We start from the raw sequence: 14,340 nt of genomic DNA, 5'->3' as shown, positions 1-14,340 counted from the left end.
GGTAGGTGGGAAGGCCAGGGCGGAAGGGGACTGACATGGCACGTGCGGTCGGGATCGATCTCGGTACCACCAACTCGGTGGTGGCCGTCCTGGAAGGGGGCGAGCCCACGGTCGTCGCCAACGCCGAGGGCGCGCGCACCACCCCCTCGGTGGTGGCCTTCGCCAAGAACAACGAGGTCCTCGTGGGCGAGGTCGCCAAACGGCAGGCCGTGACAAACGTCGAGCGCACCGCGCGCTCCGTCAAACGCCATATGGGCAACCCGGGTTGGCGGTTCCCCGAGAGCGGCACGGTCGACGGCACCCGCTACCGCGCGCAGGAACTGTCCGCGCGTGTGCTCCAGAAACTGAAGCGGGATGCCGAGGCGTATCTCGGCGAGGACGTCACGGACGCCGTGATCACCGTGCCCGCGTACTTCGACGACACCCAGCGCCAGGCCACCAAGGAGGCCGGCGAGATCGCGGGCCTCAAGGTCCTGCGGATCATCAATGAACCGACGGCCGCGGCCCTCGCGTACGGGCTCGACCGCGGCGAGGAGCAGACCGTCCTCGTCTTCGACCTGGGCGGCGGCACCTTCGACGTCTCGCTCCTGGAGATCGGCGACGGCGTCATCGAGGTCAAGGCCACCAACGGTGACACCCAGCTGGGCGGCGACGACTGGGACCAGCGGATCGTCGAGCACCTCGTCAAACGCTTCAAGGGCGCGTACGGCATCGACCTCGGCCAGGACAAGATGGCGCTCCAGCGGCTGCGCGAGGGCGCGGAGAAGGCCAAGATCGAGTTGTCCTCGGCCACCGAGACGACCGTCAACCTGCCCTACATCACGGCCTCCGCCGAGGGCCCGCTGCACCTCGACGAGAAGCTGACGCGCGCTCAGTTCCAGGAGCTCACCGCCGACTTGCTCGACCGCTGCAAGAACCCCTTCCACCAGGCGGTCAAGGACGCGGGCGTGAAGCTCTCCGCGGTCGACCACGTCATCCTCGTCGGCGGCTCCACCCGGATGCCCGCGGTGACCGAGCTGGTGAAGGAACTCACCGGCAAGGACCCGCACAAGGGCGTCAACCCGGACGAGGTCGTGGCCCTCGGCGCGGCCCTCCAGGCGGGCGTCATCCGCGGCGACGTGAAGGACGTCCTGCTCCTGGATGTCACCCCGCTGTCCCTGGGCATCGAGACCAAGGGCGGCATCATGACGAAGCTCATCGAGCGCAACACGACCATTCCCACGAGGCGTTCGGAGATTTTCACGACGGCCACGGACAATCAGCCGTCGGTCGGCATCCAGGTGTTCCAGGGCGAGCGGGAAATCGCCGCCTACAACAAGAAGCTGGGCGTCTTCGACCTCACCGGGCTGCCGCCCTCGCCGCGCGGGGTGCCGCAGATCGAGGTCGCCTTCGACATCGACGCCAACGGCATCATGCACGTCTCGGCGAAGGACCTGGCCACCGGCCGCGAGCAGAAGATGACCGTCACGGGCGGCTCGGCGCTCCCCAAGGACGACATCGACCGCATGATGCGCGAGGCCGAGCAGTACGCCGACGAGGACCGGGGGCGCCGCGAGAGCGCGGAGACCCGCAACCAGGCCGAGCAACTCGTGTACCAGACCGAGAAGTTCCTCCGCGACAACGATGAGCGCGTTCCGGCCGGCACGAAGCCCGAGGTCGAGTCCGCGATCGCCGAACTGAAGGAGCTCCTGGAGCGAGGGGACGCCACCGACACGAACACCCTGCGGACCGGCGTCGAGAAACTGGCCACCGTCAGCCAGAAGATGGGCCAGGCGATGTACGCACAGGCCCAGCAGTCGCCCCCACAGGACCAGCCGGGCACCGAGCAGACCCCACCGGCGGGAGACGAGGACGGAGTGGTCGACGCGGAAATCGTCGACGAGGACCGAGAGCCCACCGAGGGCAAACCCACCGCCCCCGGCAATGACACAAAGGGCAACCCGACCTGAGGAGGCACCCGCCCCCGGAGAGGCGCGGGGAACTGCGCGACCAGCCGACGACGGCCGTCCCCCGACAACCAACAGCCAGCCCCACCCTCTGGGGGCGCGAGCAACCGCACGACCAGTCCACGCCGCCCGTCAGCCGACAGACAACGCCGAACCCCGCGGCCTAGAAGTCCGCCCGCCGCGCCCGGATCAACTCCTTGGTCCGCTGCGCGGTGGCCGCCCCGGTCGTCATATGGTCCAGCACCTCCAGATGCGCGGCCACCTCGTTCCGCGAGTCGAGGTAGAGCGCCCCGGTCAGATACTCGGTGTACACCATGTCCGGAAGCTCCGGCTCCGCGAAGCGGAACAGGACGAAGGGCGCGTACGTCCCCGGATGCGGACCGGATGCGAACTCGGCGATCTGCAGCGTGATGTGGTCGTTCTCGGCCACCTCCAGCAACCGGTCCAGCTGGTCCGCCATCACCTGGGAGCGGATGCTGACGGGCCGCTGCAGGACCGTTTCCTCCATGATCACCCAGAGATGCGGCGGGCGATTCCCGGTCAGCAGCTTCTGCCGGGCCATCCGCAGGGACACATGGCGCTCGATCTCCTCGGTGCCGGTCTGCCCGACCGTGCCCGCCTCCATGACCGCACGTGCGTAGTCCTCGGTCTGCAGCAGCCCGGGCACGAAGTGCGGCTCGTACGACCGGATGAGCGAGGCCGCGCCCTCCAGGCTCACATACAGGCTGAACCAGTCCGGCAGAACATCGTGGAAGCGCTGCCACCAGCCTGGCTGGTTCGCCTCCTCGGTCAGCCGTACGAACGCCGATATCTCGTCGTCGGGCACGCCGTACGTCGACAGGAGCACCTGGACGTACGGGATCTTCAGCGCGACCTCGGCCATCTCCATCCGCCGGATGGTCGCGCTCGCGACCCGCAGGATCCGCGCGGCGTCGTCCCGTTTCAGACCGGACGCCTCGCGCAACTCCTGGAGCCGTCTCCCCAGCACCACCTGCCCCACGGTCGGCGCAGGACGCCTTTCACTCACGCCACGCCTCCCCACGCGCCGAGCACCGCCAGAAGTGTGCCATGTTCCCGCTGAACCCTCACCTGATCCGGTGCGTCGCCATTACCTCGGCGGTAATCGACCGCCACCAGGGGCGCACGCCAAAGTGGGTGCACCGGTTTCCGGGCCGGCGCACTCCGGTCCGGAAACCGGGTCCGGCCTGATATTGACGGTGTACGCGGCGGGTGTCGCCTGGCCGGCCACTCGCCGTGAGTCACCCGTCCTCCAGTACGGGCCGTGCACGTCGCCCGCTCAAGCTGACGGACTCTCAGAACATCAGCGACTGAAGGTACTTGACCGTCGCAGGGTCGGCCGGAAGTAGCGTCTCGATGGCCAGCTCGGCGACGGTCACATCCATGGGCGTGTTGAACGTCGAGATGGACGAGATGAAGGACAGCACCCGCCCGTCGTGCTCGATCCGCATGGGGAGGGCGAAGTAGGGGACCGGCGCCCCGGCCTTCCCGGGTTCTCCGGACGCCCCGGTCTCCCCGGGAATCCCTGGCTCGCCGGGCTCTCCCAGCTCTCCCGGCTCGCCGGGCTCTCCGGGTTCCTCGTCGCTCCCGGGTGCGCCCTCCGAGGGATACGGATACGCCGCCACCTCCTCGTACAGCGCGCGCAGCGGCTCGGAGCGGCGCAGGGCGATGTCCCGCTCCATCTGGGCCAGCAGATGGCCCCGCCACTCCCGCAGATTGCGGATCCTCGGGGCCAGACCCTCCGGGTGCAGGGTCAGCCGCATCGCGTTCGGCGAAGGGGAGAGGAGGTGCTCGGGGACGGTGCCGAGCAGCATCGCGATGCCCTGGTTGGCGGCGACCACGTTGTACGTGGCGTCCACCACGAACGCCGGATAGGGCTCGTAGCCCCGGATCAGCCGCTCCATGCCCTCGCGCAGCGCGTCCAGCGCCGGATCGTCGAGCGGGGTCTCGGGGTAGTGGGGCGCGTAACCGGCCGCCAGCAGAAGGGCGTTGCGGTCCCGTACGGGTACGTCCAGGTGCTCGGCCAGCCGCAGCACCATCTCCTCGCTCGGCCGGGAGCGGCCTGTCTCGACGAAGCTGATGTGCCGCGCCGACGACCCCGCCCGCAGCGCCAGCTCCAGCTGACTGACCCGGCGCTGCTCCCGCCAGCCGCGCAGCAGCGGCCCGACTCCCTTGCCGACGCCGGAGGCGCTGCCGGAGGCCGAGCCGGAGGCAACGGTGGATGGGGCAGCGGCCGCGAGGGCGGACGTAGGAGTGGGTGCGGCGGCGGTCATGTCCCGACATTAGTCGCCGCGCGGTCCGCGGGTCGATGAGCGTCCGAGCGGCCGAATGCCCACCCCATCGGCCGCGCGGGACCCGCCTGACCAGGGCCGAGACGGCCGGTCTGTGGCAGGCTGAAGAGATCCGGACACCATGGAAGGAGCGCGATCATGCCCCTCGAACCGCTGTCGCAGAAGGAGATCGAGGACCGGCTCGCGGAGCTGCCCGGCTGGTCCCTCGACGGAGACCGGATCGCCCGCTCCTACCGGCTCGGCTCGCACTTCGCGGCAGCCGCGCTGGTCGTGCACATCGCCCAGGTACAGGACGAGCTGGACCACCACGCCGACCTCACCCTCAGCTACCACACCGTCTCCCTCACCGTGAACACGCACAGCGTGGGCGGCGCCGTCACCGAGCTGGACTTCGACCTGGCACGCCGGGTCGAGGGTCTCGCGGCCGGGCACGGTGCACGTTGAGCACGTTGGTGTTCGACTACGACAAGGAAGCCGAGCGGTACGACGTGTCCCGGGGCGGCGAACCCCGTGCCGCCGCGGCCGCGAGCGCCGTACTCGGACTGATCCCCGAAGGCGCGGGCAACCTCCTCGACGCCGCCTGCGGCACCGGCATCGTGACCCGTCGGCTCGCGGCGGCCGGTCTCGACGTGACGGGCGCCGACGCGGCAGAAGGCATGCTGCGGCGGGCCGCCGAACGGGTACCCGGCCGCGTCGTCCGCGCGGACATCCGCCAACTCCCCTTCCCCGATGCCTCGTTCGGTGCTGTCACGGCCGTCTGGCTGCTGCACCTGATGGACGACGCGGAGCGTGCCGTCGCCGAGGCGGCCCGCGTGCTGCGGCCGGGCGGCGTCTTCGTCACGACCGTCGACAAGGCCGCCTCGCACGACGTCCGCAGCGACATCGACGCCGTGATGGCACCCCGCCCGCGCCGTGCGGCCCGTGACCGCGACGACCTCGTGGGCTCCTTCGCCGACCGGCATGCCCTCGTCCCGGTGGGACGGGCCCGCTTCCGCGGCTACGGCCAGGGCCGCGCTCCGGAACGGGCCGCCGCCGACGTCCGGCGCGGCTGGTACACGCTGTTGCCCCCGGGCGCACCCCTCACCGAGAAACTCGCACTGCGCCTGGAACAGCTCCCGGACCAGCAAGTGCCGCGCCCGGACCCGGAGTTCAAGCTGCGCGCGTTCCGGAAGCCGGGTCCGGCCGAGGTGTGAACTCCGTAACCCAGTTGGTCACCAACGTCTTCTCGTCGTTCACGGAGAACGCCTGTTCCCAGCGTGCCGTGGTCGCCGAGATCCCCGACCACACGAACCGCACGCGCACGTCCTTGCCGTCGTGGGTGTCGTCCCCGTAGAACTCGCCCCGCCCGTCCCGGAATTGGCCGACTACGGGCGGGAACAGCCGGCCGCTGCGACTGCTGGAACAGTTCAGCGACCACAGCCCGGTCTCTTGGTTGCGTAGCCGGAGGTCATGGCCGTCTTGGCCGTCTCGGATGTCTCGGATGTCTCGGAGGTCATGAGAGGACGCTAGGGCCGCTTCACTGACACCTCCTGTCAGTGAAGCCTGACATTCTGGGGAGGTGAAATCAGCCCGTCTCGTCTCGATCCTCCTGCTCCTCCAGACCCGGGGCCGGATGACCGCCGCCGACCTCGCCGAGGAGCTGGAGGTCTCGGTGCGCACGGTCTACCGGGACGTCGAGGCGCTGAGCGCCGCCGGCATCCCGCTGTACGGCGACGCGGGACACGCGGGCGGCTACCGGCTCCTCGACGGCTACCGCACCCGCCTCACCGGCCTCACCGCGGGCGAGGCCGAAGCCCTGTTCCTCGCGGGCGCGCCCGGCCCCGCCGCCGAACTCGGACTCGGCCCAGTCCTCGCCGCCGCCCAGCTCAAGGTGCGCGCCGCCCTCCCGCGCGAGCTCCGCGAGCACGCCGACCGCATCAGCGGCCGCTTCCACCTCGACGCACCCGGCTGGTACGCGGACGCCGACAACGGGGCCGCCCCCTACCTCCCCGCCGTCGCCGACGCGGTCTGGAACAGCCGTGTGCTGAACGTCCTGTACCGCCGCTGGCGCGAGCCCACCGACGTGGAGCGCCGCCTCGAACCGTACGGCCTCGTTCTCAAGGCGGGCCGCTGGTACGTCGTGGCGGGCCCCGGACCGCGTACGTTCCGTGTCGACCAGATCCTCGAACTGGCCGCCTCCGACGAGGAGTTCACCCGCCCCGACGACTTCGACCTCGCCGCGTACTGGACGGCGTACCAGCGGGACTTCCACGACCGGCTGTACCGGGACGAGGCGGTGGTCCGGCTCGCCCCGGGTGTCCGTCTCACCGGCCCGGCGGGCGACGCCGTACGGGCCAACGGGCGTCCGGACAGGGCTGGTTGGACTCTGGCCACCGTCCCCATCGAGTCCGTGGAGCGTGCTCACGCCGACTTCCTGGGGCTCGGCGCGGGCGTCGAGGTGCTGGAACCGGCACCGAGCTGCGCGACCGCATCGCCGAGACGGTCGCCGCGCTGTCCCGCATGTACGACGCGTCGCGCACGGACGACGTATCCCGTACGTACGACGCATCCCGCACGTACGACGCATCCCGCACGTACGACGCATAGAGAGCGCTTGCCGAATCGCGGCAACTCCCGTGCCTCCAGCGGCAACTGAGGTAGCAGAACCCGTCTGCCCCTCCCAGGGAGGTACGTACCGTGCAGCACCCGCAACGCAGACGCAGCAGAACCAGGCTCCTCCTCACCGCCGTCGTCACCGGTGCCCTCGCCGCCGCAGGGCTCACCGCACTCACCGCGAGTCCGGCCGAGGCCGCGACCGCCCGCCAGGTCGAGAGGCTCGACCGGGGCGTCGTCAGCGTCCACACGGACGCGGGCAACCTCGTGAGCTGGCGCTGGCTCGGCACCGACCCGAACGACGTGTCGTTCAACGTGTACCGGGCCGGTACGAAGGTCAACTCGGCCCCGATCACCGGCTCGACGAACTACTTCCACGCCGGCGCGCCCGCCCAGGCCGACTACACGGTCCGCGCGGTCGTGGGCGGCGTCGAGCAGGGCGACTCGGTCCACGCGATCCAGTTCCGTACCGCGTACAAGGACGTGCCCATCACCCCGCCCGCCGGCGGCACCACCCCGGACGGGGTCGCGTACACCTACGAGGCCAACGACGCCTCGGTCGGCGATCTCGACGGCGACGGCGCGCTCGACTTCGTCCTGAAGTGGCAGCCGACGAACGCCAAGGACAACTCCCAGTCCGGCTACACCGGCAACACGATCGTCGACGGCGTCAAGCTCGACGGTACCCGGCTGTGGCGCATCGACCTGGGGCGGAACATCCGCTCGGGCGCGCACTACACCCAGTTCCAGGTGTACGACTACGACGGCGACGGCAAGGCCGAGGTCGCCATGAAGACCTCCGATGCCACGGTCGACGGGACGGGTGTGGTGATCGGCAGTTCGTCCGCCGATCACCGCAACTCCAGCGGGTACGTACTCACCGGGCCCGAGTATCTGACCATGTTCAACGGGCAGACGGGCAGAGCGATGTCGAGCGTCGACTATGTCCCGGCACGTGGCACGGTCTCTTCGTGGGGCGACTCGTACGGCAACCGCGTGGACCGCTTCCTCGCCGGTACCGCCTATCTGGACGGCGCCCGGCCCTCGCTCATCATGGCGCGCGGCTACTACACGCGTTCGGTGATCGCGGCCTGGGACTGGCGGAACGGGGCGTTCACGCGGCGCTGGACCTTCGACACCAACTCCTCGACGAACACCGGCAAGGGCTTCGACGGCCAGGGTTCGCACAGCCTCTCCGTCGGGGACGTCGACAACGACGGCAAGGACGAGATCGTCTACGGGGCGATGGCCGTCGACGACAACGGCAACGGCCTGTGGACCACGAGGACCGGCCACGGCGACGCCCAGCACCTGGGCGACCTCGACCCGGGAACGGCCGGCCTGGAGTACTTCAAGGTCTCCGAATCCACTTCCCAGCCCGCCGAGTTGTACATCAACCCCGCCAACGGCGCGATCCGCTGGCAGCTCGCCGCCTGCTGCGACAACGGCAGGGGAGTGGCCGGGGACATCTACGCCGGCAACGGCGGCGCCGAGATGTGGTCCGCCTCCGACACCAGCATCCGTGACAAGTCCGGCGCCACGAAGGGCCGAGAGCCGTCCTCCGTCAACTTCCTGTCCTGGTGGGACGGGGACACCACGCGCGAACTCCTCGACGGCACCCGCATCGACAAGTACGGCACGTCCGGCGAGACCCGCCTGCTGACCGGCGCCTCGGTCCACTCCAACAACAGCACCAAGGCGACCCCGGCCCTGTCGGGTGACCTCTTCGGCGACTGGCGAGAGGAGGTCGTCTGGGCGACCACCGACAACACGGCCCTGCGCATTTACTCCACCCCGAACGAGACCACCACAAAGATCACGACCCTCCTCCACGACACGATGTACCGCACAGGCATAGCGTGGCAAAATACCGCGTACAACCAGCCCCCACACCCGAGCTTCTTCATCGGCAACGGCATGCCGACAGCCCCCAGGCCGACGGTCTACACCCCTTAGCAAAGCTTTTGGAGGGTTGGGGACGCGTGCCGGACACTGCACGCGTCCCCAACCTTCCACTCACCCTGTACCTTCGCTCATTGCGCTGCCACGTCGCCGTAGATGGCTCCGCGGCCGTTCGTCGAGATGTACACCCGGCCGTAGATCCGCGGGTCCCCGGTGATGGCCGCGCCCGTCCAGCCCCACTGGTGTGCGTCGTCGTTGATGCGTGTCCAGGTCGCGGCCTTGTCCGTGGAGCGGAAGATGCCGCGTACGCCGCCGATCCTCGCGCTCGTGTAGAGCGTCTGGTAGGAGGCGCCGGGCGCCGCCCTGCCGAAGCCGATGGTGTCGGCCTGCTCGACGCCCGACAGCTTGCCGAAGGTCGCGCCGCCGTCCGTCGAGTGCCACAGCCCGTACGCGCCGTCGCTCGCGCCGCCAGCCAGCCAGATGTCACCCTTCGTGCCGGGCAGCGCCTTGAACCGCACGCTGTCGCCGCTCGGCAGCCCGGTCGCGGACGAGGCCGTGAAGGAGGCGCCGCCGTCCGAACTGACGTAGAACTTCCCCGACTTGAAGCCGTAGAAGGTCCTCGGGTCGACCCGGTCCGACTCCACGATCGCCCCGGCCGGAATCCCGCTCGACGCCGACCACGACGTGCCGAAGCCGGTCGCGTAGTGCACCCCCGCGCCCGCCGGGCTCCACACGAAACGGCTGCTGTCGGCAGCCGCCGCGACCGTGCCGCCGCCGCTCACACCCGAAGGGTCGGTGCCCGCGAACCAGTTGGCGCCGTTGTCCGTCGAGAACGCCACGTGCGGGCCCGAGTCGAGGTTGCCGACCCGCACCACCGTGCCCGGGTTGGCCTCCGCGAAGTCGAGGCTCGTCGTCGTGCTGAAGTTCGGCGAAGTGAACATCATCGAGGGCACTTTGGTGAGGTCCGTGTGCCGGAAGCCGCCGATGTCGCCCAGCGCGCTGAGGAGTTGGGCGCCGCCGGACGGGGGAGCGGCCAGGTCGTTCACGGCCGTCTCCTCCAGGCCCTGCACCATCGGCTTGATGGTGAACTGGCCGCCGCTGTCCCACTGGCCCAGGTTCTCGGTGCCGTAGATCGTCGCGCCCGTCCCGTACATCATCCGGGCCGAGTTGAACGGGTCGATCTCCAACGCCTCGGTCATCCAGCCGAGTTTGGGGGCCTGCTCGGGCGGTGACGGATATAGGCCCCAGGACAGCCACGGCGCGGACGAGACGTCCATCGTGTAGCGGTTCGAGCGGTTGGGGTACGAGGTGTAGTCCCAGGCCTTCGTCCAGGTGCCGCCGCTGTTCGTGGAGCGGAAGATCTGGGTGTCCGGCCACCAGGAGCTGTACGCGGTCGCCATGACCGTGCCCGGCTTCTGCCGGTCGACCGTCAGCCCGCTGAAGCCGTAGTAGGTGTCGGCCTCCGCGACCGGGCTGATGTCCGTCCAGGTGCCGGTCGCCGTCGCGTACCGCCACAGCCGGCCCTTGCCGCCGTCGTACGGGCCGCCCTTGTCGCTGTACGCGAGGTAGAGGTAGCCGTTCGCCGCGTCGAGGACGCCCCTGTGGGCCAGGTATCCGGTGGGCTGCCCGGCGAGACGGGACCAGGTCGCGCCCGCGTCGGTGGAGCGGTAGACGGCGTTGTTCTTGTCGGCCACACCGACATAGATGGTTCGCGTGGCGTTCGTGCCCGTGCCGGTGGACTCGTCGAAGGTGACCCAGGCGATGCCCTGGTTGTCGGAGGCGTACCCGCTCGTGTCGGTCGGATCCTGCACGTAGTTGCCGACGTTGGGGAAGTTCGTCACCTGCGACCAAGAGACGCCCGAGTCCGTGGACCGCCACAACCCCTTGCCGCTCGGGGCGCCCAGATACAGCACGCTGTTCCTGTGCGGGTCGACGGCGAGCCGCTCGCCCATGCCGCGCCCGGGCATGTTGCCGCCCAGCTTGAACGGCAGGTCGGCCTTCTGCCAGGTCGCGCCCCGGTCGGCGGACCTGAGCACGGCCCCGTTGCCGGGGTCCCAGCTGTTCGTGTACGTGCCGACGGCCGCGTACACCCTGCTGGGCGCCACCGCGTCGGAGGCGAGGCTCACCACGCCGGTGTGCCCCCAGCGGTCCCAGCCCACCGAGTCGAGCAGCGGGGTCCAGCTCTTCGACGACTCCTGCCAGCGGTAGGCGCCACCGATGTCGGTCCGCGCGTACGCGAGGTTCCTCTCGGACCGGTTGAAGACGATGCCGGGAACGAACCCGCCACCGTCGATGCGCGCGTTCTTCCAGGTGTACGCGTCGGCGGCGACGGCCGGCGACGGCGCGGCTCGCTCGACGGGCTGCGCGGCCAGCGCGGGCGGCGTACCCGCGAGCAGCCCGGCCGCAAGCCCGAGCACGGCGGTGAGGACGGGGGTTCTTCGCACGGTGACCCTCTCCTTGCACGTGGGGGGATGGGAGCGCGAAAGGCCGGGCGGCCCCCGGTGAGGACGGGGACCGCCCAAAGCACTTGGAGCCACCTATTCGAGAAGCTCCGCGTACGAGCCCATGGCGAGGGCGATGTCCGCCTGGGCCCAGAACCGGTGATACGTGAACGAGGGCGCGGCCCCGCCCGCCAGATACGCCTCGATCTTGGACCAGGCCGGATCGTCCTCGTAGAACGAGCGGATCGAGTCGAAGGTCGACGACGAGTTGATCGTGTCGCCGTTCGGCATCCTGCCGGTCCAGCCGCTCGGGACGTACACGCCGTCGTCGAAGCGGTTGTAGTCGGCGCGGGTCTCCGGGACCGCGATGCCCAGCGCGTCCTGGTTGTTCGTCCACATGCCGTCGAGCAGCGCCTTGGCCGTGGCCCTGGCCTGCGTGTCACCGGAGCGGTCGGCGTAGTACGTCAGGGTCTTGGCGTACGCGGCCGCCACGCCGACGTCGTCCGTGTAGTCGGCGACGGTGACGTGAAGTCCCGTGTTTGCGCCGGGACTTGACGCGTTCCAGGTATCGGGCTTGCCCGACCACTGGAGGGTGTTCGGGATGCGGAAGGAGCCGTCGGGGTTGACCGTGGTCCTGGACAGTGCCCAGTCGACCCACTTGTCGAGGACGAGCTTGGCGTGCGCGTCACCCGTCTGCTGGTAGTACTCGGCGACCCGTTCCATCGACCACGCCTGGAAGCCGAACCACTGGTTGGACGGCGGGTCGTGGTAGACGGGCTTCTCGTCGTAGAACATGCCGTAGAAGGTCGGCGTCCCGGAAGGCGGCGTCGCGTAGCGCCCCTGCCAGCTGTTGGTCGCGCCGCCCGCGATGGCTCCCTCACTGGACTGCAGCCAGCGGTAGAACTCCAGCTGCCGGTCGAGGGACTTCGCCCAATCCGCCTGCCCTGTCGCCGACTTGGGCTTCAGGTCGGCGTACGAGCTGAGCGCGTACGCGGCGAGCGGGTTCTGGTAGCCGCCGTGGGTGTGGCTGGAGCCGATGCGCCAGGCCCAGCCCGCCGAGGCGTCGGTGGCGCCGCCCCACGCGTAGTACCAGTTCAGGAGGTAGTGCGAGGCGTCCTTGCCCGTGCCGGCCGGGCAGGTCGACGGTCCCACACAGTTGCCGATTTTCTTGAAGTACTTGTCGTACATGGAGTAGCGGAGATAGTCGCCCATCTTCGCCGCCTTGCCGACGGTCGCCGTGACGGCGGAGCCGTTGCCCTGCTGCTTGGCCCAGATGTCGGCCCAGTACGCGGCCTGCACGGCACGTGCGTCGGCGTCGGGGGCGTTGGTGAACTTCCACTGCCTGGCGTACGAGGCATCCTTGGTGAACAGGTCCAAGTACCCGTTCGTACCGCCGTACTTGAAGGCGTCGCACGTCGGCTGTGGCACGGTCTCCCACACCGACTCCTGCGATCCGCGCTGGAAGGTGTTGATGTACGAGGGACCCGTGTCCGTCGGCCCCGCCTCGCACTTGCCCGGCGAATTGCCGTACCCGTAGACGTTGTCGACGTCCTGCAGCCAGTGCATGCCGTAGATGTCGTCCGTGCCGTACGCGCTCTTCAGCTCGGCGGCGATCGGGTCGGAGCCGACCGGGACGCCGGTGTCGAGCTGCGCCGGGTACTCGTTCGGGGTGTCGTGCTCGGGCGCGTACGTCGCCGGCTTCGAGGCGGTGTAGAAGGAGTTCGTCGGCTGGTCGGCGTGCGTGGGGATCATGAACTTCTCCATGATCTCCCAGGCTCCGTTGAACCTGGACCAGTCGCCCGTCACCTTGCCGTACATGGCCTGCAGCCACAGCAGATAGCTGTACGCCTCCGACGTCGTCTCATGGCCGTGGTCGGGCGCCTCGACGATCAGAGTCTCCACCGAGTGGTACGGGATGCCCTCGGGGGAGAAGTAGCCGTTTGCCGGGTTGGTGATCTTCCCGTAGAGCTCCAGGAAGCGGGCGTCGTACTCCTTCGACGCGGCAAGCTGGGTGACGGTGACCGCGGCCTTCGCGTGCCCGGTGGCCGACGACTCGAAGGTCGCCGAACCGGTGCCCGAGGCGGTTGCGGTGACGGTCACTTTCTGGGCGGTGTTCCAGTTCGACGGCGTGAAGGTGAGCGACGCCCCGCCGGTGACGGACAGGCCCGTGTTGCCGCTCGCGCGAGCGGTCGTCACGGTCACGTTCGTCGACGGCTGGGTCGAGAGCTTCACGTCGTACGTGCCCGACTTGCCCTGCTGGACGCCGAGTTGGGTCGGCGAGACCACCACGGCGGGACCCGCGGCGACCGTGATGCCGACCGGCGTGGACTCCGCCGCCGCGCCCAGGCTGTCGTACGCCTTCGCGAGCAGCGAATGACTGCCGACGGTCAAGCCGGAGGCCGAGAGCGAGTACGGCGAGCTGGTGTCGGTGCCCAGCAGAGTCGTGTTGTCGTAGAACTCGACCTTGCTGATCGTCGCGTTGTCCGCGGCGGCGGCGGTCGCGGCGAGCGGGACGGCGGCGCCCTGGGAGTAGACCGCGCCGGCGGCGGGGCTGGTCAGCACGGTGATCGGCGGCTGGTGGGCGCCGGTGCAGGCCGTGCCGTTGATCGCGAAAGAGGTGGGGGTGGCGTTGGTGCCGCTGTACGTGAACTGGGCGCCGGTCGTCACTGCGGCCCCGACCGCGATCGTCCCGTTCCAGGAGGCGTTCCTCGCGGTGACCGTCCGGCCGGACTGTGACCAGGTACCGCTCCAGCCGCTGCTGAGCTGCTGGTTGCCCGAGTAGTCGTACGTCAGGATCCAGCCGCTGATCGCCTCCGTGCCGCGGTTGGTGAGGGTGAGCTCGGCGGTGAAACCGGAGCCCCAGTCGTTCGTCTTGTAGTCGACCCCGCACTGGACGGCCGCCGCCTGGGCGGGAGTTGCCCCGGTGCCGGTGACCAGCGTCGTGATCGGGAGGGCGAGGGCCGCCACCACGGCGGTCCACATCCGCCGCGCGAGGCGGCGGCTGGGTCTGGGTGCCATGTTCTGGTTCCTCTCCATACGGCTCGGAGATGGGGGGAGGGCAATAAGCCTTGAACCAGTGGGAGCGCTCCCATAGTGGGGATGAGGGTCGAAGGGGTCAAGGTGCTTGAAGAGTCGAAATGATTCGATAGA

The 14,340-nt window shown here is 69.6% G+C and carries 9 protein-coding genes and 1 pseudogene; 6 read left to right on the top strand and 4 right to left on the bottom strand.

What is annotated here, in order from left to right:
* Positions 1–35 precede the first annotated feature (35 nt).
* The gene (gene dnaK / locus OHA11_RS07225) at positions 36–1,949 is read left to right on the top strand and encodes a molecular chaperone DnaK (protein ID WP_266493138.1); all 1,914 of its coding nucleotides are present in this window, start codon (positions 36–38) and stop codon (positions 1,947–1,949) included.
* A gap of 160 nt (positions 1,950–2,109) precedes the next feature.
* Here dnaK and OHA11_RS07220 read toward each other — a convergent pair whose 3' ends face one another.
* Both OHA11_RS07220 and OHA11_RS07215 read right to left on the bottom strand, forming a co-directional pair.
* Complete coding sequence (locus OHA11_RS07220) at positions 2,110–2,973, bottom strand: helix-turn-helix transcriptional regulator (protein WP_266493136.1); 864 nt, start codon at positions 2,971–2,973, stop codon at positions 2,110–2,112.
* Between the two features lie 286 nt (positions 2,974–3,259).
* Entirely contained in the window at positions 3,260–4,237 is a 978-nt protein-coding gene (locus OHA11_RS07215; protein ID WP_266493134.1) for a helix-turn-helix domain-containing protein, read from the bottom strand.
* A gap of 156 nt (positions 4,238–4,393) precedes the next feature.
* On the opposite strand from OHA11_RS07215, the gene OHA11_RS07210 reads away from it, so the two are divergent.
* The 5 genes and pseudogenes from OHA11_RS07210 to OHA11_RS07190 all read left to right on the top strand — a co-directional run bounded on the left by OHA11_RS07210 (position 4,394) and on the right by OHA11_RS07190 (position 8,803).
* A complete protein-coding gene (locus tag OHA11_RS07210) occupies positions 4,394–4,699 on the top strand; it encodes a 4a-hydroxytetrahydrobiopterin dehydratase (protein WP_266493132.1) in 306 nt (101 codons plus the stop codon).
* An 8-nt stretch (positions 4,700–4,707) separates the two neighbouring features.
* On the top strand, positions 4,708–5,448 hold the full coding sequence (locus tag OHA11_RS07205) for a class I SAM-dependent methyltransferase (RefSeq protein ID WP_266507020.1): 741 nt from the start codon (positions 4,708–4,710) through the stop codon (positions 5,446–5,448).
* Positions 5,445–5,588, top strand: coding sequence for a hypothetical protein (locus OHA11_RS48305; protein ID WP_323186535.1), 144 nt, complete (start codon positions 5,445–5,447; stop codon positions 5,586–5,588). Before OHA11_RS07205 ends, OHA11_RS48305 begins: the two co-directional genes overlap by 4 nt.
* Before the next feature lie 225 nt (positions 5,589–5,813).
* Positions 5,814–6,841: pseudogene (locus OHA11_RS07195) on the top strand (helix-turn-helix transcriptional regulator).
* 90 nt (positions 6,842–6,931) lie between these two features.
* Positions 6,932–8,803 carry a rhamnogalacturonan lyase gene (locus OHA11_RS07190; protein ID WP_266493131.1) on the top strand — a complete coding sequence of 624 codons (1,872 nt, stop codon included), beginning with the start codon at positions 6,932–6,934 and terminating at the stop codon, positions 8,801–8,803.
* Between the two features lie 77 nt (positions 8,804–8,880).
* On the opposite strand, the gene OHA11_RS07185 is transcribed toward OHA11_RS07190, so the two are convergent.
* Both OHA11_RS07185 and OHA11_RS07180 read right to left on the bottom strand, forming a co-directional pair.
* Positions 8,881–11,193: a sialidase family protein gene (locus OHA11_RS07185; RefSeq protein ID WP_323186534.1), complete on the bottom strand. Its 2,313-nt coding sequence runs from the start codon at positions 11,191–11,193 to the stop codon at positions 8,881–8,883.
* Between the two features lie 93 nt (positions 11,194–11,286).
* Positions 11,287–14,208 (bottom strand): glycoside hydrolase family 48 protein, encoded by a 2,922-nt coding sequence (locus OHA11_RS07180; protein ID WP_266493129.1) that lies wholly within the window; start codon positions 14,206–14,208, stop codon positions 11,287–11,289.
* Between the last annotated feature and the right edge of the window lie 132 nt (positions 14,209–14,340).

Source organism: Streptomyces sp. NBC_00878, from assembly GCF_026341515.1.
GTDB lineage: Bacteria > Actinomycetota > Actinomycetes > Streptomycetales > Streptomycetaceae > Streptomyces.
The sequence above is the reverse complement of the archived record's forward strand: the minus strand, read 5'-3'. Positions and strand labels throughout refer to the sequence as shown.

What these genes read in the sequence shown, in the direction of transcription:
- dnaK (WP_266493138.1), top strand. Translation starts at nt 36, where the DNA reads ATGGCACGTGCGGTCGGGATCGATCTCGGTACCACCAACTCGGTGGTG.
- OHA11_RS07180 (WP_266493129.1), bottom strand. Translation starts at nt 14,208, where the DNA reads ATGGCACCCAGACCCAGCCGCCGCCTCGCGCGGCGGATGTGGACCGCC.
- OHA11_RS07210 (WP_266493132.1), top strand. Translation starts at nt 4,394, where the DNA reads ATGCCCCTCGAACCGCTGTCGCAGAAGGAGATCGAGGACCGGCTCGCG.
- OHA11_RS07215 (WP_266493134.1), bottom strand. Translation starts at nt 4,237, where the DNA reads ATGACCGCCGCCGCACCCACTCCTACGTCCGCCCTCGCGGCCGCTGCC.